Source organism: Methylobacterium sp. SD274 (assembly GCF_017355285.1).
In the GTDB taxonomy this organism is placed as follows: domain Bacteria; phylum Pseudomonadota; class Alphaproteobacteria; order Rhizobiales; family Beijerinckiaceae; genus Methylobacterium.
This window is the reverse complement of record NZ_JADIJP010000001.1, coordinates 247,505-269,151: the sequence shown is the minus strand read 5'-3', so window position 1 is coordinate 269,151 and position 21,647 is coordinate 247,505. Positions and strand designations below refer to the sequence as shown.

Annotated in this window: 26 protein-coding genes; 14 read left to right on the top strand and 12 right to left on the bottom strand. The window is 67.5% G+C overall.

All coding sequences use genetic code 11. The annotated features are described in order from the left end of the window. Positions 1–329 precede the first annotated feature (329 nt). Together IPV08_RS01295 and IPV08_RS01290 are read left to right on the top strand one after the other, a co-directional pair. Positions 330–1,058, top strand: coding sequence for a pyrimidine 5'-nucleotidase (locus tag IPV08_RS01295; RefSeq protein WP_207410245.1), 729 nt, complete (start codon positions 330–332; stop codon positions 1,056–1,058). After that, the gene (locus IPV08_RS01290; protein WP_207410243.1) at positions 1,055–1,474 is read left to right on the top strand and encodes a metallopeptidase family protein; all 420 of its coding nucleotides are present in this window, start codon (positions 1,055–1,057) and stop codon (positions 1,472–1,474) included. The genes IPV08_RS01295 and IPV08_RS01290 overlap by 4 nt, the downstream gene beginning before the upstream one ends. A gap of 29 nt (positions 1,475–1,503) precedes the next feature. Here the strand turns inward: IPV08_RS01290 and IPV08_RS01285 are convergent, their stop codons facing one another. The 5 genes from IPV08_RS01285 to IPV08_RS01265 form a co-directional block, all read right to left on the bottom strand. Continuing rightward, the gene (locus tag IPV08_RS01285; protein WP_207410423.1) at positions 1,504–2,778 is read right to left on the bottom strand and encodes a peptide ABC transporter permease; all 1,275 of its coding nucleotides are present in this window, start codon (positions 2,776–2,778) and stop codon (positions 1,504–1,506) included. A gap of 126 nt (positions 2,779–2,904) precedes the next feature. After that, complete coding sequence (locus IPV08_RS01280) at positions 2,905–3,423, bottom strand: DUF2937 family protein (RefSeq protein ID WP_056432025.1); 519 nt, start codon at positions 3,421–3,423, stop codon at positions 2,905–2,907. Between the two features lie 61 nt (positions 3,424–3,484). Beyond that, on the bottom strand, positions 3,485–3,751 hold the full coding sequence (locus IPV08_RS01275) for a hypothetical protein (RefSeq protein WP_056432022.1): 267 nt from the start codon (positions 3,749–3,751) through the stop codon (positions 3,485–3,487). A 4-nt stretch (positions 3,752–3,755) separates the two neighbouring features. Then, on the bottom strand, positions 3,756–4,763 hold the full coding sequence (locus IPV08_RS01270; protein ID WP_207410235.1) for a WD40 repeat domain-containing protein: 1,008 nt from the start codon (positions 4,761–4,763) through the stop codon (positions 3,756–3,758). A 13-nt stretch (positions 4,764–4,776) separates the two neighbouring features. Further along, positions 4,777–5,448 carry a YoaK family protein gene (locus tag IPV08_RS01265; protein ID WP_056432017.1) on the bottom strand — a complete coding sequence of 224 codons (672 nt, stop codon included), beginning with the start codon at positions 5,446–5,448 and terminating at the stop codon, positions 4,777–4,779. Between the two features lie 226 nt (positions 5,449–5,674). Between IPV08_RS01265 and IPV08_RS01260 the strand changes: the two genes are divergently transcribed. From IPV08_RS01260 to IPV08_RS01250, 3 genes are all read left to right on the top strand, one after another. Then, on the top strand, positions 5,675–6,103 hold the full coding sequence (locus IPV08_RS01260) for a response regulator (RefSeq protein ID WP_056432015.1): 429 nt from the start codon (positions 5,675–5,677) through the stop codon (positions 6,101–6,103). A 37-nt stretch (positions 6,104–6,140) separates the two neighbouring features. Beyond that, positions 6,141–6,524 (top strand): photosystem reaction center subunit H, encoded by a 384-nt coding sequence (locus IPV08_RS01255; RefSeq protein WP_207410233.1) that lies wholly within the window; start codon positions 6,141–6,143, stop codon positions 6,522–6,524. Between the two features lie 200 nt (positions 6,525–6,724). Then, complete coding sequence (locus IPV08_RS01250; protein ID WP_056432441.1) at positions 6,725–7,804, top strand: ROK family protein; 1,080 nt, start codon at positions 6,725–6,727, stop codon at positions 7,802–7,804. 63 nt (positions 7,805–7,867) lie between these two features. Here the strand turns inward: IPV08_RS01250 and IPV08_RS01245 are convergent, their stop codons facing one another. The 4 genes from IPV08_RS01245 to IPV08_RS01230 all read right to left on the bottom strand — a co-directional run bounded on the left by IPV08_RS01245 (position 7,868) and on the right by IPV08_RS01230 (position 10,526). Beyond that, complete coding sequence (locus tag IPV08_RS01245) at positions 7,868–8,536, bottom strand: DUF2939 domain-containing protein (RefSeq protein ID WP_207410231.1); 669 nt, start codon at positions 8,534–8,536, stop codon at positions 7,868–7,870. Next, positions 8,533–9,099, bottom strand: a complete 567-nt coding sequence (locus IPV08_RS01240; RefSeq protein ID WP_246747709.1) for an RNA pyrophosphohydrolase — start codon at positions 9,097–9,099, stop codon at positions 8,533–8,535. The genes IPV08_RS01245 and IPV08_RS01240 overlap by 4 nt, the downstream gene beginning before the upstream one ends. Positions 9,100–9,178: 79 nt before the next feature. Further along, positions 9,179–9,937, bottom strand: coding sequence for a phosphatase PAP2 family protein (locus IPV08_RS01235; protein WP_056432001.1), 759 nt, complete (start codon positions 9,935–9,937; stop codon positions 9,179–9,181). Between the two features lie 13 nt (positions 9,938–9,950). Beyond that, the gene (locus tag IPV08_RS01230; RefSeq protein ID WP_207410227.1) at positions 9,951–10,526 is read right to left on the bottom strand and encodes a 2'-5' RNA ligase family protein; all 576 of its coding nucleotides are present in this window, start codon (positions 10,524–10,526) and stop codon (positions 9,951–9,953) included. Between the two features lie 105 nt (positions 10,527–10,631). Between IPV08_RS01230 and IPV08_RS01225 the strand changes: the two genes are divergently transcribed. The 7 genes from IPV08_RS01225 (at position 10,632) to IPV08_RS01195 (ending at position 15,896) form a co-directional block, all read left to right on the top strand. Then, positions 10,632–11,609, top strand: coding sequence for a glutathione S-transferase family protein (locus IPV08_RS01225; protein ID WP_207410225.1), 978 nt, complete (start codon positions 10,632–10,634; stop codon positions 11,607–11,609). A gap of 133 nt (positions 11,610–11,742) precedes the next feature. After that, positions 11,743–12,177, top strand: a complete 435-nt coding sequence (locus IPV08_RS01220) for a hypothetical protein (RefSeq protein WP_246747708.1) — start codon at positions 11,743–11,745, stop codon at positions 12,175–12,177. Between the two features lie 155 nt (positions 12,178–12,332). Continuing rightward, positions 12,333–13,262, top strand: coding sequence for a co-chaperone YbbN (locus IPV08_RS01215; protein WP_056431989.1), 930 nt, complete (start codon positions 12,333–12,335; stop codon positions 13,260–13,262). 28 nt (positions 13,263–13,290) lie between these two features. Further along, positions 13,291–13,959: an LON peptidase substrate-binding domain-containing protein gene (locus IPV08_RS01210; RefSeq protein WP_056431988.1), complete on the top strand. Its 669-nt coding sequence runs from the start codon at positions 13,291–13,293 to the stop codon at positions 13,957–13,959. 26 nt (positions 13,960–13,985) lie between these two features. Beyond that, entirely contained in the window at positions 13,986–14,192 is a 207-nt protein-coding gene (locus tag IPV08_RS01205; RefSeq protein WP_056431985.1) for a Trm112 family protein, read from the top strand. A gap of 8 nt (positions 14,193–14,200) precedes the next feature. Beyond that, on the top strand, positions 14,201–15,190 hold the full coding sequence (locus IPV08_RS01200) for an asparaginase domain-containing protein (RefSeq protein ID WP_207410221.1): 990 nt from the start codon (positions 14,201–14,203) through the stop codon (positions 15,188–15,190). A 313-nt stretch (positions 15,191–15,503) separates the two neighbouring features. Continuing rightward, positions 15,504–15,896 (top strand): hypothetical protein, encoded by a 393-nt coding sequence (locus tag IPV08_RS01195; RefSeq protein WP_056431979.1) that lies wholly within the window; start codon positions 15,504–15,506, stop codon positions 15,894–15,896. A 6-nt stretch (positions 15,897–15,902) separates the two neighbouring features. On the opposite strand, the gene IPV08_RS01190 is transcribed toward IPV08_RS01195, so the two are convergent. The 3 genes from IPV08_RS01190 to IPV08_RS01180 all read right to left on the bottom strand — a co-directional run bounded on the left by IPV08_RS01190 (position 15,903) and on the right by IPV08_RS01180 (position 19,741). After that, a complete protein-coding gene (locus tag IPV08_RS01190; RefSeq protein ID WP_056432431.1) occupies positions 15,903–16,262 on the bottom strand; it encodes an STAS/SEC14 domain-containing protein in 360 nt (119 codons plus the stop codon). A gap of 84 nt (positions 16,263–16,346) precedes the next feature. Continuing rightward, complete coding sequence (locus IPV08_RS01185) at positions 16,347–18,524, bottom strand: primosomal protein N' (protein WP_207410219.1); 2,178 nt, start codon at positions 18,522–18,524, stop codon at positions 16,347–16,349. 26 nt (positions 18,525–18,550) lie between these two features. Further along, complete coding sequence (locus tag IPV08_RS01180; RefSeq protein WP_207410217.1) at positions 18,551–19,741, bottom strand: MFS transporter; 1,191 nt, start codon at positions 19,739–19,741, stop codon at positions 18,551–18,553. Between the two features lie 107 nt (positions 19,742–19,848). Between IPV08_RS01180 and IPV08_RS01175 the strand changes: the two genes are divergently transcribed. Both IPV08_RS01175 and IPV08_RS01170 read left to right on the top strand, forming a co-directional pair. Next, the gene (locus IPV08_RS01175; RefSeq protein ID WP_207410215.1) at positions 19,849–20,592 is read left to right on the top strand and encodes an alpha/beta fold hydrolase; all 744 of its coding nucleotides are present in this window, start codon (positions 19,849–19,851) and stop codon (positions 20,590–20,592) included. Between the two features lie 139 nt (positions 20,593–20,731). After that, positions 20,732–21,592, top strand: coding sequence for a cell envelope integrity EipB family protein (locus IPV08_RS01170; RefSeq protein ID WP_056431969.1), 861 nt, complete (start codon positions 20,732–20,734; stop codon positions 21,590–21,592). Positions 21,593–21,647: the final 55 nt, after the last annotated feature.

Genomic DNA, 21,647 nt, shown 5'->3' with positions numbered 1-21,647 from the left:
CATCGCCTCGGTCCTGTGCCTGATCTTGCACGTCGCGCCATCCCGGGAAGCAATCCGAAGCTACCCATCCTGCCCGTGACCGTGATCGACCATGCATGACGGAGGCTTTCAGAGGCATGTTACGCAAATCAACGTTGCAACATTCCTACCGTTTCCTTCGCTCCGCATTCGTTATTCAGCCAGTTCAGGCGCGACATGCAACTCGGCCATCCCGCTGCCGCACGTGGCCGAATGGCAGCGCTTCCTTTCGCAAGGCACAATTTCATCGTAACCAGGGACGATCGTCCTCGGTCACCACCGTCCCCCGTCTCGAACCCCGTTCAGCCCCCTTGTTCCTTCCCGGTGAAAGCCATCTCTCCAGCGCGGGCTCCCGCGGCTTCTCGACCATCGACACCTGGGTGTTCGATCTCGACAACACGCTCTATCCGAGCGACGCGCGAGTCTGGCCGCAGGTCGACGAGCGGATCACGCTCTACGTCATGCAGCTCTATGGGCTCGACGGGATCTCTGCGCGGGCGCTGCAGAAGCATTTCTACCATCGCTACGGCACCACGCTGAAAGCCCTGATGGTGGAGGAGAAGGTCGACCCCTACCATTTCCTCGATTTCGCCCACGACATCGACCATTCGACGATCCGCCTCGACGCGGCCTTGGGCGACGCCATCGAGCAATTGCCGGGCCGCAAGCTGATCCTCACCAACGGCTCCCGGCGCCATGCCGAGAACGTGGCGGCGAAGCTCGGCATCCTCGACCATTTCGAGGACGTGTTCGACATCGCCGCAGCCGATTTCATCCCGAAGCCCGAGCGCTCCACCTATGAGCGGTTCCTCGACCGGCACGGGGTCGATCCGCACCGGTCGGCTTTGTTCGAGGACATCGCCCGCAACCTCGTCGTGCCGCACGATCTCGGGATGGCGACGGTCCTCGTCGTTCCCCGCACCATCGATCCGTTCCGCGAGGCGTTCGAGCAGGAGGCGGTGAAGGAGCCGCATATCGACCACATCACCAACGATCTCGCCGCCTTCCTGAACGAGCGGGTCCTCCCGGCGATCCGATGAGCGAAGCCGTTCAGGACTGGTCAGAGGTCAGGTCGCCCTCCCTCGACGATGTGGAGATCCTGGCGCGGGACGCCCTCGCCCGCCTGCCCGCGACGTTCCTCGCCCTTTGCGAGGGCGTGACGGTCCATGTCGAGGATTTCCCCGACGACGAGACCCTGAGCGAGATGCAGTGCGAGAGCGAATTCGACCTGCTCGGCCTGTTCCGGGGAATTGGCCTAGCCCAGAGCGGCGAGACGGTGACCGGGCAGATGCACAACCGGGTCTGGCTCTACCGCAGGCCGCTGCTCGATTACTGGGCCGAGCACGAGGAGACCCTCGGTCACCTCGTCACCCATGTCCTCGTCCACGAGATCGGGCACCATATGGGCCTGTCCGACGACGACATGGCCGCCATCGAGGCGGCGGCGGAAGACTGAGGCTCGAATGCTGCGGCCGCCCGCTCCGGTCAATCGTCGTTGGCGGGGCGCGGGCTCGCGGCGCGCGGCCTGAGCAGGCTGGCCTTGGGACGACGCGTGCGGAACTGCCCGCGCTCCACGGCGATAAAGACCAGCACCGTGATCGTCAGCGTCGTGATCCACCAGATCGCCGTCAGGCCGACGCCGATACAGGCGATGGTGAAGGCGCTGGCGAAGATGGCCATCGCACCCGGTGCGATGGCGCCGGGCGTGGTGGCGGTGGCCGAGCGCCCGCTATGCCGGATCGCCGCGTGGAGGGCGAAGGCGGCGGCGAAGGCGCCCACGATCCCGAGTTCGTACCACAACTCGAACAGCATCGTCGTCGGGGCATTGCTCGGAAGCAGGTTCACGAACCGGCCGCGCGAGGCGGTCTCGAACCCGTGCCCGGTCACGAGGCGGACCGGCTCGGTGGTCACGACCTTCTGCCACGCCTTAATGGTTAGGACGCCGGGGGCCGTCGGACCGAAGGCAACGATCCCGATGGGCCGGGCGATGAACGGCAGGAAAGGCGCGCTCACCAGCAGGCCACCGCAGATCAGGGCCACGGCCCGCACGCCGACGAGCGGACGGTAGGTGGTGAGCAGAAACGCCACCGCGCCGACGGCGAGGGCCAGGATCTGCGTGACATTGGAGGAGAACGAGAGGGCGACCGCCACGAGGATGGCCGTGCCGAGGGCTTCGAGGTCGCGCCCGCGTGAGCGCAGCCACGCCACGGAGGGCCAGACCAGCAGAGCGAGGAGCGTGAGGCCGCGATCCACCGAGCTCTGATCTTCGGGCATGTTGCGCAGGAGCGTATCCCCGAACAGGCCGAACAGGATGGAGACGATGGATGCGGCGATGACGCCCAGGGGCAGCAGATAGAGGTTGGCCGAGCGCATCCGGTCCGGCAGCGCGAGATAGGCGGCCAGGGTCATCAGGATGGTGGCGATGACATTGAGCAGGCGCTCCGTCGCCGGTCCGAGGAACGGCGTCCAGACGAGGGACAGGGCCGACCACAGGATGACCAGCCCACCGGCGAGGAACGTCGGGGATGTCAGCATCCGCGTCGCCGTCAGCCGGAGCGGCCGCTGTTTCCCGTCGATGGCGCTGGCGATGACGATGAGTGCGATGGCGATGGGTGCCAGGATCACGGTGGCGCGGCGGGCCACCTGCGCGGCCACCGGAAGCAGCACGAACAGGCCGAAGAAGCCGACCCGCCGCAGCAGGGCCGCGGCGTCGAGGGCCGGGTCGATCGGGGGTCGTGACGTGGTCGCGCGGGGAGGCATGGTGCGATTGCAGCCGTTCAACGGCGCCACGAGTCCATCCGTGCGCTACCGGTCGAGTCGTAGTCCACGGCGCGGACATTCGCTGTAGATGCCATGCAACACACGCGCATCCTCCGCCGCGTGTATTCAGGCGGTCCTGGGTTGTCGCCGCGCCGGACTGAGCCGCCGTCCGACATCCGTGAGCACGCGCCAGCCCGCCCAGGTCGCCAGGAATCCGAGGAGGCCGGCGATGATCCCGTCGGCGCTCGCCGGAACGGCGGGCACGTAATCCTGGTAGGTGGCGCGGGCCAGGGACATGTCGGGGTCGCGCAGCAGCGCCGCGAAGCGTCCCAGGGGCCCGCTTGCCTCCGTCAGGGCCCGCTTCTGCGCATCGAGATGCGCGAGGCGCTCGATATCCGCGCGGGCGGCTTCGCCGCGGCGGGCCACCAGGGTGTCGCCGTTGCCGCGCAGGCGGTCGACGGCGCCCTGCCGGTCGGTCCCGCTCGCCGCCGCGTCGGCGTCGAGCGCGGCGAGGGAGCGCCGTAACTCGTCGAGGGTACCACCGAGCCGCTGCGCGTATTGCTGGGCGAATTCCGGCCCCTGCGCGGCGACGATGCCGCCGAGGAGGCCGAGGGCGAGGCCGAGGGTCCGGATCACACGAAGCACGATTCATCCCTCATGACGTCGTTCAGACAAAAGGCCGAGCCGCGCGGCGGTTCCCGGACGATCAGAGCACACCCGCCAGGGCGGTCTCGACCTCGGCGCGCGTCACCTCGGCCAGGGGCTTCTCCACCTTCGCGGCCTGGGTCTTCCGCCCCGGCCGCATGACGAGGATGATCGTCTCCAGGCCGGGACAGGAGGGGTCCGGGCATAGGATCTCGTTCACCTTCACCACGCTCTCCGGCTCGACGAGGGCGCGGACCCACGATTCGACGTTGCGCCGGGCGGTATCGTCGGGCGGGTCACGCCGACGGCCGAAGCCGAGAAGTGCCATCGCCTCAACCCGGCAGCGTCAGGATGCCGGCCATGCCGTCCGCGCAGCCGAAAGCGAGCCGGCCGCCGCGCCCGTCCCAGGCCAAAGCCGAGATCGCCCCGCCCTTGGTGGCGGGCCGGACCAGGAGTTCGGAGGCATCGGCGAAGCGCACGAGCATGACGCAGCCATCCTCGTAGCCGATGGCCAGGACGAGGGCCTTGGGGTGGAACGCGACCCGCGTCACCCGGGCCGGGCGGATCCCGCATTCGCGCGGCGCCTTGCCGGTGGGGCCCTCCTTTGAGTCGAACGGCCAGATGATGGCCGCCTCCGCTCCGCTGGTGGCGAGCCAGTTGCCGTCCCCGGACCAGCTCACCGAGCGGACCTTGCCGGGATAACCCGACATCCGCATGTGGCCGCGATCGGGCTGGAGACGCCAGCCGTGGAGCGAGTTCTCCTGCATCGTGGTCACGACGAAACGGCCGTCGGGCGACCAGGTCACGTCGATATGGGAGCCCTTCCATTCCACGAAATCGGGTGTGGTTTCGAGGTTCGGGTACCAGAGCGTCGCGCCGTTGTAATGCGCCACGGCGAGGCGGTAGCCTTTGGGCGCGAAGGCGAGGCCGCGTGCGGTGGACGGCGCCGCGAAGATCTTCTCGCGGCCCTTGGCATCGCGGGCGACGACGTTGCGACCGGCCGCGTAGGCGATCGCCCCGTCGGGATGTAGCGCCAGGGCGTCGATCCAGGCGCCACCCTTGGCGACGGCGACTTGCGTCATGTCACCGTCCGCCGCCGTGGCCACGATGCGGCCATCGTCACCGCCCGTCACGATCCGGCGGCCATCGCCGGACGCCACGAGAATGCCGGCCTCGGGATGGGCCTCGACGCGCCGGGTCGTCTCTGGGCCGACCAGCAGCACGGCCCCGTCACCCAGCGCCAGCGCCAGCACATCCTTCAGCCAGACCGCTCCCGTGACATGGGCGCCGGCCTCCAGCGGGACGACATGATCGAAGAGTGTCGGAGCGCTCACGCTCATCGGTGAAAACCTCTCAGGTCGCGGATGCGGCGTCCGGCGCCGATCTCACGACGGTCATGACCGTCGCGACCAGGGCGAGACAACCGGCGATACCGGCGGGAATGGCGAGGGCATACAACGCGAAGCGGCCGTAGGCGACCGTTCCGGCCAGCGAACCGCAGAGCAGCGAGAGCCAGACGAGCCCGTCACCGACCCAGCCGAAGCGCGGGCCGCGCCCCGCCAGGGCGGTGGCGAGTTTCTGCCCGGTGCTGAACAGCGCCCCGGTGACGAAGGTGGTGCCGGCCCGGAACCCCTGGACATGGGCGAGAACCGCATTCTGCGCGCCCATGGCGAGGGCGAGAAGCAGCGAGGCGTGGCCGGGACCGGGATCCTCCACCGCCGTCAGATAGGCGCCGGACACGAGGACGGTCTCGAAGCCGAGGAGGACCGGCGTGCTCCACCGCGCCGGGGTCAACGCCGAGAGACCGCCGCCGCACAGGGCGCCGAGGACGAAGGCGGCGATCAGGAGACCCGGCAGGATCGCCAGAAACGGCGTGTCGCGCCCCAGCGCCACGGCGAACTGGGTCGTGTTGCCGCTCATGAACGACGTGTAGAAGCCGCCGAGCCGGATGAACCCGAGCGCGTCCACGTAGCCGGCCAGGGCCGTGAGGATGAGGCCGAAGCCGAGATGCCAGGAACGGCTCATGACAGGGACCGGCTCATTTCCGAGACCGGCTCATGGCAGCGCGCGCCTGCCCGGTGCCCCGTTCCGTCCCGGGACGACCGGTACCGGTCCGGTAGGGTTAAGGCATTGCTTACCAAGTCCGCGCAATTCGAATGAACGGGATCGAACATCGAAGCCGTGAGCCCCGTTGGTGTGACGATCCGGCGTCGGAATGGTCATTCCAAGCCGGGTGAGTTGGAGTTGCGTCATGATCCCTGTCGCTTACGCTGCCTTTGCGGTGCCGAACTTCGCCTCCGTGCGCGGAGCCGAAACCGTCCTCGTGGTGGAGGATGAAGCCATGGTGTGCGAACTGGCCGTCGAGGCCCTTATCGACGAAGGCTATCGCGTTCTGAGTGCCGCCGATGCCGAAGAGGCCGAGGACATCCTGGCGCGTGAACGCATCGACCTGCTCTTCACCGATATCGATTTGGCCCGCAACACAAACGGCCTCACCCTGGCCCGTCATGCGCGGCGCCTGCGCCCGAACCTTCCGGTCATCTACACCTCGGGTGGTCGCGGAAGCCTGTCGCAGGCGGATGCGGTAGCGGAATCAATCTTCGTGCCGAAACCCTATCGGCCGAGCCAACTCATTGCCCTCGCCAACGGCCTGCTGCGCCGTTTCCCCCATTACGCCTGAGCGCCCCCGCGCCCGACCATCCGGAGCCCCATTCCCCATGCGCACCCTTCTCGCCACCGCCCTCGTCCTCTTGGGCACGACGCTCAGCGCCTACACGACGGGGAACGCGAAGGCCGCGTGCGACGTGAAGGGAGCGAAGCTGGAAGAGGCCATCGCGGGCAAGACCGAACTCCGGGAGACGGCCAACAAACAGGCCGTACGCGACCTGCGCACCCTGCGCGACGCCGCGATCATCCTGGAAACGTACAAGTACGAGAGCGAATGCGATCGTCTCGTCACGATCATCAAGGCGCTGGCCGCCAATCCCGAGAAGGCGATCGAGCAGAGCGGCGATACAGACGAGGAGAAGGCGGAGGACCTGATGGAGGCCCGCCAGCCGAAGGCGCCGGCCGGTGAGGCCGCGCACACCAAGCCCAAATGACCGCCTTCCCTCGTAAGGGCCGTTCCCGCAGGTAGAACCTCTGTGCCAGGGCCCGCGAGGGAACGGACCTGCGACAAGAATGCTTGCATCGCTGGTCATTCCGCTTCGATGCGGCGGACCAGCGGTGGCCGGGTCTCCACGAGGGCGATCTCGAGCCCCCGCACGTTTCCTTCGTCTTTGGTGAAAAGGATCGATCGAGCATGGGCACCGATACGGCAACGCGCGGATCGAGCATCTCTCACGCGTCGAACGATCTGCCCTCGGTCGTCCTCGACGATTACAATATCGAACTGAAGAACGGAGAGGGTTTCGTCGGCGATCGCGTGTCGAAGGCGGCGTTCCGGGATCTCATCGAGGATTGGCGGGAAAAGCTGCGCAAGCTCGGCCCCGATCCGCTGGGGGCGAAAGCGAGCCGAGATTTCAGCAAGCGGCGTCTCGACGATCTGCTGATCGACGGCCCTCCGCTCGCCGCCGGAGTGGTCTTCGGCGCGGTCGAGGAATTCGCGCAGGAGCTCGCCACCGTGGTGCGGCGCTTCCTCCGCCAGAAGGGGTGGCGCGACACGCAGAGCATCGTCGTGGGTGGAGGTTTCAGCGACAGTCTCGCGGGACGTCTGGCAATCGACCGGGCGAGCGTGATCCTCCGGGCCGGCGGCCTCAACCTGAAGCTCGAACCGATCCGCCATCATCCCGACGAGGCGGGGCTGATCGGAGCCGTGCACCTCGCGCCATCCTGGATCTTCTCGGGCTACGACAGCCTCCTGGCCGTGGATATCGGCGGGAGCAACATCAGGGCCGGAGTCGTCTCCACGAACCTGAAGAAGGCCTCCGACCTGTCACGCGCCGAAATCTGGCGCTCGGAGCTCTGGCGTCACCGCGACGAGGATCCGGCTCCCAGCCGTGACGAGGCGGTGGACCGGCTGATCGCGATGCTGAACGACCTGATCTCACGGGCGGAGCGGTCGCGCCTGAAGCTCGCGCCGTTCATCGGCGTAGGGTGCCCCGGCGTCATCGCCGCCGACGGGACCATCGAACGCGGCGGTCAGAACCTTCCCGGAAATTGGGAGAGCAGCCGCTTCAACCTTACCGAGCGGCTCGTCGAGGCGATCCCCACCATCGGCGATCATGACACCATGGTGCTCATGCATAACGACGCCGTGGTGCAGGGCCTGTCGGCCATGTCGGACATGACCGACGTCGCACGGTGGGGCGTCCTCACCATCGGCACCGGCCTCGGCAATGCCCGCTTCACCAACCGCCGGCTTCCCGACACGGTGCATTGAGAAGAGACGGACCGTCCGGCCCCGATCAAAGATCGAAGGATGCCCCAGGGAGAAAGCGATGCCCTAGGGAGAAGAAGCTGGCGCGGCATCCTGGTCGGGCCGGTTCCGGGCGCGGGCGACCTTGCTGGCGATGCGGTTCCGCAGTTCGCTCGGTAGTTCGATCTCGACCAGCCGCCACGACCATCCACGCAAGCGAAGGCGCAGGCGGAATCGCTGCGCCCGTGGCGCTTCGGGGGGTACGGCGATGACCAGGGCACGAAACCCCCGCATGTCGGAGGCGAAGTAGTACGGGACCAGCCGGAAGATCGTCTCGATCTTCAACCCGGCGGCGCTGCTTGCGTGCTCGGCCTTCGACCACGCCCCATCCCCACCGAGGGGGCCGAGATCGAGGGATTGCGGAATGCCGTCATCGAGAAGGTCGATGACCGACTGTGCCGTGACCAGGGATTCGGTCAAGGGTTCGGCGAGGGCCGCAGCGGCCTCGATCAGTCGCTGCTTGTCCGAGGAGAGTGGGACCTCGGCACTGGCCTCGCCGCGCGGCTGAGCGGCCGCTGCCGAAACCTGCCGGATCATGGATTGGCGCAGGGTGCGGAAATTGACGTGCCGCTCGACATAGCCGACGTCCCGCGCCTGCACGGCCCGGGCGAGGTCGTAGAGCATCCAGAACGGCGTCAGCGTATAGACGAACCACGCCAGAACCAGGGAAACCGGGATCCACCACAATCGCGTCATTGCGACGGAGCGGCCCTCTGTGCCTGTTCGCTCCAACCGGCGTGGCCCGCGAATTCCGCGATCACGGCCTCGTAGACCGGGCGTTTGAACGGCACGATGAGATCGGGCAGCCCGGCCATGGGCTCCCAGCGCCAGGCATCGAATTCCGATTTGTGGAGACCGCCGCCAGGTGAAATCACGTCGATCTCGGTCTCCGGCCCAACGAGACCGAAGGCGAACCACTTCTGCGTCTGTCCGCGATAACGGCCCTTCCAGGCCTGTTTCAGCACGGCCGGCGGCAGGTCGTAGGCGAGCCAGCCCGACGATTCGCCCAGAAGCGTGACGGAACCGGGCGAGACGTTGGTCTCCTCGTGAAGCTCACGCAGCGCAGCCGCCAGTGGGGCCTCCCCCTCGTCGATCCCTCCCTGCGGCATCTGCCAGGCGAGGTCGCCGTCGACATGTTCCGGCCCCGCCTCCTTGCGACGACGGCCGACGAAGACGCCGCCTTTCGGGGCGATCAGCATGATCCCGACGCAGGGCCGGTACGGCAGGTCGAGCGCGAGGTCGGGGGTGGAGAGGTTCATGCGCGGGACCATAGGTCAGGGGATCGATGGGCCGCAATGCGCCACGCCGTCGTTCGACGCGTCAAAGCACGGAATGCTGTCATCCCGGAGGCGGATCGGGGGCCTCGACCTCTCCCTTCCGCTGGAGGATGAGCGCGACGAACCAGCAGAGCGAGGCCCATGCCGCGCCGATGCACCAGCCGGCGAGCACATCGCTCGGCCAGTGAACGCCGAGATAGATCCGGCTGGCGCCGACCAGGAGCGTCATCCCGACGCCGACGATGAGGACCAGCACCTTCACGGACCGGTTCGGATCGACGCGGGCGAGAAGCGACGCCAGGGTGAGGTAGGCGATCGCCGACATCATCGCGTGGCCGCTGGGGAAGCTCGCGGTGAACACGTCCATGCCGTGGGGGACGAGATCCGGCCGGGGCCGGTGATAGAACATCTTGAGCACGGTGGAGACGAGGAGCCCCCCGCCGATGGCGCCCAGAACGAAGACGGCGATGCGGTGCCGCCGGGTGGTGGCGAGATAGGCCACCGCGCTCAGCGTGACGAAGGTGATGGTGAAGACGCTTCCCAGGCCGGTGATGTCGCGCATGGTCTCCTCCAGCCATCGCGGTCCGATCGGGTCGGACAGGTCGGCCGGGTTGCGCAGGGCCAGGAGGATCTTGCGGTCGAGGGCGGCCGTGGATCCCTCCCCCACCTCGTCGGCGAGATAGAAGAAGCCGTAGCCGAGACAACTCACGCCGAGCAGGGCCACCAGGGGACCCACCTCGTTGAGGCGAAGACGCAGCCACAGGGCGGTGGCCCGGTCGAAGAGCGGATGGTTGAGATAGGTCGGAAGCGGAGCCTTCATGGTGCGGTCTTCATCATCCGTTCGTCCTTCGATCGATTTCCACGCCCGAAGGCGAACTTGCCCGCCCGAAGGCGAAGCGTCCCTGCTGTTGCCATGGTCCGCCAAGGTAACGCCAGAGCAGAAGCCCCGTCGCGGTGAAACGGAACGGCTCGAAATCCCGTTCCAGCGCCCGATGCAGCGCGCGCGCTGCCTCCGGCGAAACCTTGTTCTGGATGGTGACGTGGGGCCTCCAGCCCTGTCGATCCTGCGCGGTCAATGCATCGCCGTAGCGCCGGGCGATGCCGTCCCTGACCGAGGCGAGGACGTCGGAGGCAAGCGTGAAGGCGACGCCGCGCCCGAGGAAGCGCAGACCGGTCACCTCGACGACGACCGACGGCTCGGCGGCCGTCAGTTCGGCGAGCGTCCTCGAAATGCTCTTCTCCTCGGGTCCCGGCAGATGATGGAACAGGGTGGCATGGGCCGGGATATGGTTGAGCTTTTCCGGGAAATGCCGCCGCCTCAACCCGTCGAAATGCGCGAAGGCCGCCTTGTCCATCTCCAGCGTGAGGATAAGGGGATCGGATGTAGGGCCGCTGGGGGATTCGCTCATTCCCGCCAGATGGAGCGGAACGGCGCGCAATCCAGCCGTCCGGCCCTACTCGGCGAAGATGCGTGGCCCATCTGAATCGAGCCAAGCACGGGAGAGGGATCGGGCATGGGACTTCTGGTCGACGGCGTCTGGCAGGACAAGTGGTACGACACCAAGGAGACCGGCGGCCGCTTCAAGCGAACCGACGCGAAGTTCCGCAACTGGGTCACAACCGACGGCAAGCCGGGCCCGTCCGGCGACGGCGGCTTTCCGGGGGAGGCTGGGCGCTATCACCTCTACGTCTCGCTCGCCTGCCCTTGGGCCCATCGCACGCTGATCGTCCGCGCACTGAAAGGTCTCGAAGACGCCATCTCCGTTTCGGTGGTCGATCCGCTGATGGGGCCGGACGGCTGGGTCTTCGGAGACACGCCGGGGGCGACGCCCGATACGGTGAACGGCGCGAGCCGCCTCTATGAGGTCTACCTCGCGGCTGTGCCCGACTTCACCGGTCGGGTCACGGTGCCGATCCTATGGGACAAGCAGCGCCGTACCATCGTGTCCAACGAATCCTCCGAGATCATCCGGATGCTGAACGACGCCTTCGGCGGGACTGGACCCGATCTCTATCCGGAAGCGCTGCGCGGCGAGATCGATGCGATCAACGCACGCGTCTACGACGCTGTGAATAACGGCGTGTACAAGGCCGGCTTCGCGACGAAGCAGGAGGCCTACGAGGAAGCCTTCGACGCCCTCTTCGCGGAACTCGATTCCCTCGACGAGCGCCTGGGCCGGGCGCGCTACCTGTGCGGCTCGGCGCTCACCGAGGCCGATATCCGTCTGTTCACGACCCTGGTGCGGTTCGACCCGGTCTATGTGGGCCACTTCAAGTGCAACCTGCGCCGGATCGCAGACTACCCGAACCTGTCGCACTACCTGCGCGACCTCTACGCCCTGCCGGGCGTCGCCGGGACCGTCGATCTCGTCCACATCAAGCGCCACTATTACGAGAGCCATCCGACCATCAACCCGACCGGCATCGTGCCGAAAGGCCCCGAACTCGATCTCGACGCGCCCAATGATCGCGCCTCGCGCTTCGGAGCCTGAGATGACGCGGTTCGACGCGATCGGCCCTCGACAGATCGAATGGGGGACATACATCTGCGTGATGACGACACGATCCTCCTTTCTTCGGCCCGCGACCCGCTCGAGCCTACCCGGTCTCTGTCTGGCGCTTGCGATGTCGGCGGTAGCCGGTCCAGCATCGGCCCAGACGGCGATCAAGCTCGAAGGCTCCTGCGAAAAGCTGATCATCGCCGGGTTGGACATCACCCAGAACTGCAAGGACACGATGATGAACACCGTGTCCCGCAACCGGGCGAGCTTCGATTTCTCGGCATGGGATGGGCGCGGCCTGAGCTTCAGCGGCAGCGGCGCCCAACAGGAGCGCACCGAGGAGACCGACGCGCTTCAGCCGATCAACCTCGTCGTGCCGAGCGAGACGACCAGCGAAGGGGTGGTCCGTGGGCCGCTCGTCGCCGTCGGCTCCTGCAGCTTCAGCACGCCATCCGAGGGAAAGACCGCGATCACCTGCGAGGCGAATGCCGCCAAGGGTCGGTACGAGGCGCGGTTCGTCACCGATGCGAAGGCTCCGCCGACCGCACCCAAGCCCTGAGCCGGACGAGCCGTCCGGGTCTTGCATGGAGAAGCGGGATAGACGCGAAGGCGCTCTGGTCTCGCTGCGACATCGCGCCCATCTAGGGCTCGGTGATATGTGATCGGCGAGACCGGCCTCGTGCCGACGATCGGGCCGCTAGAGTTGAGGATGGCATGCTGAACGACGTTTCCACCGCCGGGGCGACCCCCGCCGGCGGCCCCCAGAACCTCATCAAGGATGTCACCTCCGCGACCTTCCGCGAAGAGGTGATCACCGCATCGATGACGCAGCCGGTGCTGGTGGATTTCTGGGCCACGTGGTGCGGCCCGTGCAAGCAGCTGACGCCGCTGCTCGAGAAGGCGGTGACCGCCGCCAAGGGCGGGGTCATCCTGGCCAAGGTGAACATCGACGAGAATCCGGCGATCTGGAGCCAGATCAGCCAGCAGCTCGGGCTGCAATCGATCCCCGCCGTCATCGCTATCGACAAGGGGCGTCCCGTCGACGGTTTCGTCGGCGCGCTGCCGGAGAGTGAGATCAAGGAATTCATCGGTCGCCTCGCCGGCCCCGCCGGCCCGACGCCGGTGGAGGCGATGATGGCCGAGGCGGAGGTCGCGCTCGGCGAAGGCGATTTCGCCGGTGCGTCCGAGCTCTATGCCGCAGTTTTGGGTGAGGAGCCGGGAAATCTGGTGGCCCTCGCGGCGCTCGCGAAGATCCAGCTCGATGCCGGCGAGATCGCCAACGCCCGTCAGATCCTCGACATGGCGCCGCCGGAGAAAACCGGTGACCCGGCCCTCGCCGGCATCCGCGCGGCGGTGGAGCTCGCCGAACAGGCGGCGTCCCTCGGCGATCTCGGCGTCTTCCAGAAGCGCATCGCCGCCGACCCGGCCGATTTCCAGGCCCGGTTCGACTTCGCCCTCGGGCTCAACGGGCTCGGCAAGCGCGACGAGGCTGTGGACGAACTGATCGAGATCGAGCGCCGCGACAAGACCTGGAACGATGGCGCGGCGCGCAAGCAGCTGCTGACCTTCTTCGAGGCCTGGGGCTTGATGGACAAGGCCTCGATCCGCGGCCGGCGACGACTTTCGACGCTGGTCTTCGCGTGACGCAGAAACGCCAGGGCGGAGACAGGCGATGAGCACCCATTCGGGCTATAAAGGACCGGGCGATTGCCCCGGCGTCATCCCCGTCTTTCCTCTGCCCGGCGCTTTGCTGCTGCCTCGCGGACAGATGCCGCTGAACATCTTCGAACCGCGCTACCTCGCCATGGTGGACGACGCGCTGAGGACAGATCGGGTCATCGGCATGATCCAGCCCGACGTGGAGAGCGGATCGTCGCCGATGACGCCGAAGTTGTTCCGCGTCGGCTGCCTCGGCCGGATCACCCAGTTCGCCGAGACCGGCGACGGGCGCTACCTGATCTCGCTCACCGGGATCAGCCGGTTTCGTGTGGAGAGCGAGCTCGCCACCACCACCCGCTACCGCCGCTGCCAGGTCTCCTACGACGATTTCCTCAGCGATTTCGAACCGAGGGCCGGCGAAGAGGCAGTGGACCGCGAGGGCGTGCTGAAGGCGCTTCGGGACTTCGTCGAGGTCAACGACCTCAAGGTCGATTGGGCCGGGATCGACGAGGCGCCGAACGAAGCCCTCGTCAACGCCCTCTGCATGATGAGCCCGTTCGGCTCGCGAGAAAAACAGGCGATGCTGGAGGCGGCCGACCTCAAGACCCGCGCCGAGGTCTTGATTGCGGTGACCGAGATGGAGTTGGTGCGCGGATCGGGGTCCGAACCGACCCTGCAGTGACTCCGTTGACCCGAGGATAGGACACGATGGCAGACGAGATCCCCAACGCCGTGGAAGCCACGCGCGTCGACCCCAAGCTCCTCGAACTCCTGGTCTGCCCCCTGACCAAGCAGTCGCTCGAGTACGATTCCGCGCGCCAGGAACTGATCAGCCGTTCGGCCAAGCTCGCCTATCCGATCCGTGACGGCATCCCGATCATGCTGCCCGAGGAAGCGCGGCCCCTGAACGACTGAGGCAAAAGGTGACGGACGTCGTTCTCCCCACCGTCGCCATCGTCGCCACAGGCGGCACCATCGCGATGAAAACCGACCCGGTGACCCATGCACCGGTGCCGGCTTTGTCCGGAGCCGACCTCGTCGCCGCCGCGCCGGGCCTGGAGAAGCTCGCGCGGATCACCGTGACGGAGTTCTCCAACATCCCGAGCGCGGAGATGGGCCCGGACCTGTGGCCCTCGCTGACACGGACCGTCGAGGGATTGCTTGCCGATCCCGAGATCGCCGGAGTCGTGGTCCTGCACGGGACCGACACCCTCGACACCACAGCCTATTTCCTCGATCTGACGCTGCGCAGCGACAAGCCGGTCGTCGTCATCGGCGCGCAGCGCAACGCCTCCGACCCCGACAGTGACGGGGCCCGCAACCTCCTCAATGCGGTGCGCCAGATCCTCACGCCCGCCGCCGCATCCCTTGGCGTGACGGTGACCCTCAACCACGCGATCAACGCCGCGCGTGAGGTGAGGAAGACCCACACCCACAATGTGGAGACCTTCCATTCGGGCGAGACCGGCTATCTCGGCACCATCGACGAGGATCGCGTGGTGATCCGCCGGACGCCCCTGCGACGGCAGACCCTGCCGCTGCCCGAACGGCTCGCCAGAATCGCCATCGTGGCGATGTATGCCGGTGCCGATGGCAGCCAGATCCGCCATGCGGTGGAGAGCGGCGCGGAAGGGATCGTGGTGGCCGCCCTCGGCATGGGCAACGTCAATGCCGCGCTCCTCGATGCGATCAGGAGCGCCATCGCCCAGGGTGTCGGCATCGTCATCGCCACCAAGCTGGAGAACGGCCGCGCCCTGCCCGTCTACGGCTTCCCCGGCGGCGGGAGCACCTTGAAGGCGGAGGGCGCCGTATTCGCCGACGACCTGTCGCCGGACAAGGCCCGCGTGCTGGCCCTCCTCGCGCTCCCGATCACTCGGGACCGTGACGCGTTGCAGGCCTATTTCGATCGTTGAAACGAGCGTTGATCTGAGGTGCCGTCGCTCGGCACCGAAGCATTGCCAACATCGAAGCGATCCCGACTTGGCTATAGTTTGCACGCCATGTCACGCCGCGCCCAATTTGCACGCTCCCGCTCGACATTTCGCTCGAGCATTCGCCACCGTCTGCATACGAGAACGGCGAAGCTTACCTTGGCCGATGCCATAAATTTGCCCTGAGCATCCTAGATCTATACAATCCAACAACTCACAGAACGCAGGATTCCTCTCAAGAGCGCCGAAAGGCTGCCCGTGGGAATCTGTGAACTATCTCAACTCAGGGGGAAACATGTCGAAACTCGTGGCTGTGCTGGCGCTCGGAGCCGGACTCTCATCCGCTCATCTTCAACCGGCCGTCAGCCGCGAGGGCGGCAATTTCAATGGCGCGTGGTCCGTCGAGCTCGTGACCGAGAGTGGCATCTGCGACAGCCGCTACAGCTACTCGGTCTCGGTCCAGGACGGTCAGGTTCGGCTCATCTCGTCGGCCGACCGCGCGACGATGACCGGCCGCGTCGGCACCGACGGAACGGTGGGGCTCAATGTCTCGAATGGCGGCGCAAGCGGGGCGGCTTCCGGCCGGCTCGACGCCCGTTCGGGCAGCGGCACCTGGAAGGTTTCCCCGCTCTGCTCGGGGCGCTGGACGGCGCGGCGTCAGACCACGCGCACCGCCCAGGCCGAGTAGGGTGCGTTAAGCGGCGGCGAGCCAGCTCCGTGCCTCGTCGATATGGGCGCGGTCGAAGGTCTTGATCTGCGCCGGGGACACCTTGCCGAACGTATCGGCGATCATCCGCAGCCAGGATGCGTCGGTGACGAGCGCGACGTGGCTGACGCCCTTCATCATGGCGAGACCGAAGCGGACGTCCTTGAAGAAGGCCGCGGGCTCCATGCCCTTGAACTCGCGCACATCCTCAAGAAGCTTGAGCTTGCCGCCCTTGTCGAGGTCGGCCTGCATGGCGGCGATCACGGTGTTCATGTCTTGGTCGGTGATCTGCCCATCCACGACGATTTCTGCGACGGTCGAATCCGGGTTCTTGGTGTAGGTCAGCACGTGCAGCACTCCTCGTGGGGTCGAAGATCTTCAGGGCGTTAGGTCTTCAGGTCGAACGCTACCCAAGCGAACGTCAGGCCAGGGTTATAGGAAACTCTGAGGGTCTACGTCGATGGCGACCTTCACGTTGCCGCGAACCTTCGGTCCCCGCTTCAGCCAATCGCGCAGATACGCCTGCAGATCGACGGCCCGCTCGGTCTTGACCAGCAGGCGAAACCGGTAGCGCCCCCGGATCAGCGCGAGCGGCGCTTCCGCTGGCCCCAGCACCATCACGCCGTCGGGCGGATCGGCGGCACGGGCCAGGGCCTGTCCATGCGCCTCGGCGGTCTCGCGCTCATTGGCCGAGACGATGAGGGCGGCGAGACGCCCGAAGGGCGGCAGTCCCGCCGCTTCCCGAGCGGCGATTTCCTCCTCGTAGAACTGCGTCGCGTCGCCTGACAGCAGGGCCGCGATGACCGGATGGTCGGGCTGGTAGGTCTGGACCAGGGCACGCCCCGGCTTCTCGCCGCGCCCGGCACGGCCCGTCACCTGCTGCAGCAACTGGAAGGTCCGCTCCGCCGCGCGCGGATCCCCCGAAGTCAGGCCGATATCGGCATCGAGCACGCCCACCAGGGTCAGGTGCGGAAAGTTATGGCCCTTGGCGACCAATTGCGTGCCGATGACGATGTCGCATTCCCCGTCCGCCACGCTCTGCAACTCGGCGCGCAGGCGCTCGGCGCCGCCGGGAAAGTCGGAGGAGAGCACGATGATGCGCTTGTCCGGGAACAGCTCCGTCACCTCCTCGGCGATGCGTTCGACCCCCGGCCCGCAGGGGGTGAGGTTGTCGAACGTGCCGCATTCGGTGCAGGCATCGGGCCGGCGCTCGGCATAGCCGCATTGGTGGCAGACCAGGGCCTTGCGGAAGCGGTGCTCCACCAGCCAGGTCGAGCAGTTGCGGCACTGGTAGCGGTGGCCGCAGGCACGGCACAGGGTGAGCGGCGCATAGCCCCGCCGGTTGAGGAACAGCAGCGCCTGATCGCCGGCCTCGATCGTGGCGCGGACGGCATTGACCAGGGGCGGGGCGATGAAGCGGCCCTTCTCCGGCTTGTCCAGTCGCATGTCGATGGCGTGGATATCCGGCAGCCGCCGCCCGCCGAAGCGTTCGGGCAGGACGATATGGGCGTAGCGCCCTTTCTCGGCATTGACCTTTGTCTCGATGGAGGGCGTCGCCGAGGCGAGGACCACCGGGCAGTTTTCCAGCCGGCCACGCACCACCGCCATGTCGCGGGCATGGTAATGCACGCCGTCTTCCTGCTTGTAGGCCGCTTCGTGCTCCTCATCGACGACGACGAGGCCGAGATCGGTGAAGGGCAGGAACAGGGCGGAGCGCGCACCGACCACCACCGAGACCTCGCCCGCCGCCACGCCGGCGCGCAGGCGCTCGCGGCGCTTCGAGCCGATGCCGGAATGCCAGGTCGCCGGGCGGACGCCGAACCGCTCGGCGAACCGGTCGAGGAACTGCGCCGTCAGGGCGATTTCCGGCATCAGGATGAGGGCCTGGTGCCCGCGCCGGACGGCTTCGGCCACGGTCTCGAAATAGACCTCCGTCTTACCCGAGCCGGTGACGCCTTCGAGGAGGATCGTCGGCGCCTTCGCATCCTCCGGCGCGGGAAAGGCCAGGCCGATGAGGTCACGGGCCGCCTGGTCTTGCGCCTCCGACAGGGGGACGCGCTCGTGGTCTGGATCGGGCGGGAGCGCCACCGGCTCCGGTGCCAGAGCCACGGCTTCGAGGGCGCCATCATCGATGAGGCCGTCGACCACGCTGAGCGAGACGCCCGCCTCCTTGGCGAGCGCGCTCTTGCCGCGCATCGCCCCATCGGCGGTGACTGCCAGCACCTTCATCCGCGCCGCGGTCGGCCGGGCGGGCGGCTTGCCCGAACCGCGCACGCCGATCCGCGAGGTCTCGCCGCGCGCCGCCTCGTCGGGCAGGCGCAGGGCCATGGCCAGAGCCGAGCCCTTCGGCGCCAGGGTGTAGCGGGCGAGCCAATCGACGAGTTCGCGCAACGGGTCGGACAGGGGCGGCGCTTCGATTCGCCCCGTTACCTGCCGCAGGTTGGAGCCGCCGGGGCTCTCCGCCACCTGCCAGACCACACCCACCGTCTCACGCGGCCCGAGCGGCACCTGCACGACATCGCCCGGCGACAGGACCAGCCCGGCGGGCACGGCGTAGCTATAGGCGTTGTCGAGCGCGAGCGGGATCAGGATATCGGCGACGCTGGGCATGGGCTCTTCTGCATGGGAACCATGTTCTATCTATGTACTCTCTCGCCCGATCGCGACCGCTCGCCGCGTGCCAGAAGAACCGCCACCGGAAGGGCCGCGAGACTGACCCCGCTCATGACCCAGAACCCCGACGCCCCGTAAGCGGCGAAGAGCGGACCGGCCGCAAGCGTGAACAGGGCAGAGGACAGGCCAAGGCCGAGGGGACCATAGAGGGTCAGGGCCGTGGCGGTGAGGTCCTGTGGCACGCAGCGGCCGATCTCCTTCAAGCAGGCGAGATGCAGGAGCGCGAAGGTGAGCCCGTGCAGGCACTGGATCGCCATGAGCGCGGTCAGCGACACAATCTCGGCACTGATCCCCCATCGCAGCGCCCCGACGAGGGCGGCGAGCCCGATCGCCCGACCCGGATCCAGCCGCGCCAGGATCCATGGGCCGGCGACGAGGAAGACCACGATTTCCGACGCCACCGCCTCCGCCCAGAGCAACCCGGCGACATCCGGCGTGATGCCATTGCGGCTCCACAGGATCATCGCGAAAGCGTCGTGCAAGGCATGGGCGCCGAGGATCAGGGAAGCGGCGAGGACGACGAGCCCGAACCGCCGGTTCGCCAGGACGATCATCAGGCCTCGCCCTGCGGCCGGTCTCGCGGGCTCAGCGATCGGCTGGGTCGGCAGCGTCCAGGCTGCGAAGCCGGCGGCGATGAAGAGCCCCGCCCCGAGGAGGATCGCGCCTCTGATTCCGACGGTCACCACCACCATGCCGGCGAGGCTGGTGGCCAGGATGAAGGCGGCCGAACCGGCCCCCCTCACCCAGCCATAGGCGAAGCGTCGCCCACCTTCCGAAGCCGAGAGGGCGAGGGCATCGGCGAACGGGGCCAGGGGCGCGGTGAAGACCGCATAGGCGAGAGCGACGATGAAGAGACCGGCGAAACCAGCACCCGCCAGATGGGCCGAGGCCGCCACCCCCGTCAGGGCGGCGGCAAGAGTGAAGACCGGGCCGACGATCCCCCATCGGTCGGCGATCCGTCCGGCCAGCGGCCCGGCACCCATCCGTACCAGCATCGCGATCGCCAGGAGCCAGGCGATCTCTTGCGCCGACAATCCGCGCTGTTCGAGGAACAGCGGCAGGAACGGCGACAGCGCGCCGTACCCGCCATAAAGCGCCGTGAACAGCGCGAGATGGCCGAACAGGCTTCGGCGATCCCTGGCGCTGGCGCTCACGCGAGTGTGGCCGGCATCGGACGTTTCCTCGCTTGCGTCATGGCCGTGGCGGGCTCTACCCCTTCGGCAGCCCGATGATCGGGCGATGCGCTGCGGGGAGACACCCGATGACGGCTTTGCCGCTCACCTTCCTTGGCCCGGACGATCGGCCAGGGGAAGCCCGCGCCCGGGAAGGCGTCGTACTGCTTCACGGCATCGCGCGCCGCTCGGCCTCCCTCGGGCGGATGGAGCGCGCCTTCAGGGCCGAGGGATTCCTCACCCTCAACCTGAATTATCCGGGGCGGAAGGCAGACCTCGCCAGCATCGTCGCCGAGGTGGCGCCACAGGTGGCGGGTTTCGCCGCCGGGGTCGCGCGGGTGCATTTCGTGACCCATTCCATGGGCGGCCTCGTCGCGCGCGGGCTCATCAACCGGCATCGCCCGGCCAATCTCGGCCGCGTGGTGATGCTGGGAACGCCGAATGGCGGCAGCGAAGTCGCCGATTTCCTCCACCGGATGCTGCCCTACCGCCTGTTCTTCGGCCCGGCGGGGGTGCAGCTCACCACCTTTCGCGACCGGGATCTCGTCGCGCTCCTCGGCGAGGTCGATTTTCCCCTCGGGATCATCGCGGCGGACCGCTCGATCTGGCTGATCGAATCCTTCCTGATCCTGCCTCGCCCCAATGACGGCCGTGTCAGCGTGGCGCGAACCCGCGTGGCCGGCATGACCGACCATCTGACGATCCATTCCACCCATGACCTGCTGATCCTGAACCGGGCTGCGATCGCGGCCTCCCTGCGCTTCATCCGGCAAGGACGCTTCCGCGAGAACCGAACCGGCGAGGAATCACGTGTGGCACTTCTCGACGGGTGAGGCCGATGCCCGGCCGCCTTCGAGACCCGCGCCACCGCACGAGAATACGCCGCCGTTGCCGCTCCGGCATCGACCCCCTATCTGTGTCGACGCATCGGCTCGCCGTTCCCTTCGACCGGCGCGTCCATCGGGAGACCTCATGCGGTTGCCAAGTTCCACCCTCGCCATCGCGTTCGGCGCACTCGCCGCCTTCACGGCCATCGCCGAGGCCGCGCCGATGCGACTGGCCGGCCACCGCGCAGTCTACGACCTGTCGCTGGCCGAGAGCCGGGGCGCGCGGGCGGTGGAGAGTGCGCGGGGTCGCATCGTCCTCGAGTTCAGCGGCGATGCCTGCAAGGGCTACACGATGCAGACCCGGCAGGTGACGGAGCTCGACAGCGGCGAGACCGGCAAGCGTCTTTCCGATTTGCGCAACACCACCTTTGAGGGCGGCGACGGACATCATTTCCGCTTCAAGACCAACACGGTGCTCAACGGTAGCGCATCCACGGCGGTGGATGGAACGGCCGAGAGCGGTGCCGAGGCGTTGAAGGTCAAGCTCAAGGAGCCCAAGCGCGATCAATACACCGAGACCGGCCCCGTATTGTTTCCGACCTTCCACATGCGCCGCATGATCGAAGCGGCACAGGCCGGCGAGACGACGATGTCGGCCAAGGTGTTCGACGGGTCGGACGACGGGCGCAAGATCTTCGACACGCTCGCGGTGATCGGCAAGCCGGTCACCACGGACGAGCCCGCGAAGAATGGCGCGGCCGACCGCGACAAGCCCCTGCGCGAGGGCGAGATGGCGGGGATGCGGCGCTGGCCTGTGACCCTCAGCTACTTCACCGCCGGACAGGGCGAGCGCACCCCGGTCTACGTCCTCTCCTTTCTCCTCTACGAGAATGGTGTGAGCGGCGGACTGAGCCTCAACTACGGTGATTTCACCATCGCGGGCGACCTCAGCCGTCTCGACCTGCACAAGGCCGAGGCCAAGACCGAGGCCGAGTGCAAGCCATGACGCCTGTCGCCCCGCCGCCTCGTCGAGGCGGGCGGGTTTAGGCTCAAGTCCACTC

Excerpts from the sequence above, each read along its gene's own strand:
- IPV08_RS01225 (WP_207410225.1), top strand. The coding sequence starts at position 10,632 with ATGGGACTTCTGGTCGACGGCGTCTGGCAGGACAAGTGGTACGACACC.
- IPV08_RS01210 (WP_056431988.1), top strand. The coding sequence starts at position 13,291 with ATGAGCACCCATTCGGGCTATAAAGGACCGGGCGATTGCCCCGGCGTC.
- IPV08_RS01185 (WP_207410219.1), bottom strand. The coding sequence starts at position 18,524 with ATGCCCAGCGTCGCCGATATCCTGATCCCGCTCGCGCTCGACAACGCC.
- IPV08_RS01245 (WP_207410231.1), bottom strand. The coding sequence starts at position 8,536 with ATGACGCGATTGTGGTGGATCCCGGTTTCCCTGGTTCTGGCGTGGTTC.
- IPV08_RS01195 (WP_056431979.1), top strand. The coding sequence starts at position 15,504 with ATGTCGAAACTCGTGGCTGTGCTGGCGCTCGGAGCCGGACTCTCATCC.
- IPV08_RS01255 (WP_207410233.1), top strand. The coding sequence starts at position 6,141 with ATGCGCACCCTTCTCGCCACCGCCCTCGTCCTCTTGGGCACGACGCTC.
- IPV08_RS01220 (WP_246747708.1), top strand. The coding sequence starts at position 11,743 with ATGTCGGCGGTAGCCGGTCCAGCATCGGCCCAGACGGCGATCAAGCTC.
- IPV08_RS01235 (WP_056432001.1), bottom strand. The coding sequence starts at position 9,937 with ATGAAGGCTCCGCTTCCGACCTATCTCAACCATCCGCTCTTCGACCGG.
- IPV08_RS01240 (WP_246747709.1), bottom strand. The coding sequence starts at position 9,099 with ATGAACCTCTCCACCCCCGACCTCGCGCTCGACCTGCCGTACCGGCCC.
- IPV08_RS01270 (WP_207410235.1), bottom strand. The coding sequence starts at position 4,763 with ATGAGCGTGAGCGCTCCGACACTCTTCGATCATGTCGTCCCGCTGGAG.
- IPV08_RS01285 (WP_207410423.1), bottom strand. The coding sequence starts at position 2,778 with ATGCCTCCCCGCGCGACCACGTCACGACCCCCGATCGACCCGGCCCTC.
- IPV08_RS01290 (WP_207410243.1), top strand. The coding sequence starts at position 1,055 with ATGAGCGAAGCCGTTCAGGACTGGTCAGAGGTCAGGTCGCCCTCCCTC.
- IPV08_RS01260 (WP_056432015.1), top strand. The coding sequence starts at position 5,675 with ATGATCCCTGTCGCTTACGCTGCCTTTGCGGTGCCGAACTTCGCCTCC.
- IPV08_RS01170 (WP_056431969.1), top strand. The coding sequence starts at position 20,732 with ATGCGGTTGCCAAGTTCCACCCTCGCCATCGCGTTCGGCGCACTCGCC.
- IPV08_RS01230 (WP_207410227.1), bottom strand. The coding sequence starts at position 10,526 with ATGAGCGAATCCCCCAGCGGCCCTACATCCGATCCCCTTATCCTCACG.
- IPV08_RS01205 (WP_056431985.1), top strand. The coding sequence starts at position 13,986 with ATGGCAGACGAGATCCCCAACGCCGTGGAAGCCACGCGCGTCGACCCC.
- IPV08_RS01265 (WP_056432017.1), bottom strand. The coding sequence starts at position 5,448 with ATGAGCCGTTCCTGGCATCTCGGCTTCGGCCTCATCCTCACGGCCCTG.
- IPV08_RS01250 (WP_056432441.1), top strand. The coding sequence starts at position 6,725 with ATGGGCACCGATACGGCAACGCGCGGATCGAGCATCTCTCACGCGTCG.
- IPV08_RS01275 (WP_056432022.1), bottom strand. The coding sequence starts at position 3,751 with ATGGCACTTCTCGGCTTCGGCCGTCGGCGTGACCCGCCCGACGATACC.
- IPV08_RS01175 (WP_207410215.1), top strand. The coding sequence starts at position 19,849 with ATGACGGCTTTGCCGCTCACCTTCCTTGGCCCGGACGATCGGCCAGGG.
- IPV08_RS01215 (WP_056431989.1), top strand. The coding sequence starts at position 12,333 with ATGCTGAACGACGTTTCCACCGCCGGGGCGACCCCCGCCGGCGGCCCC.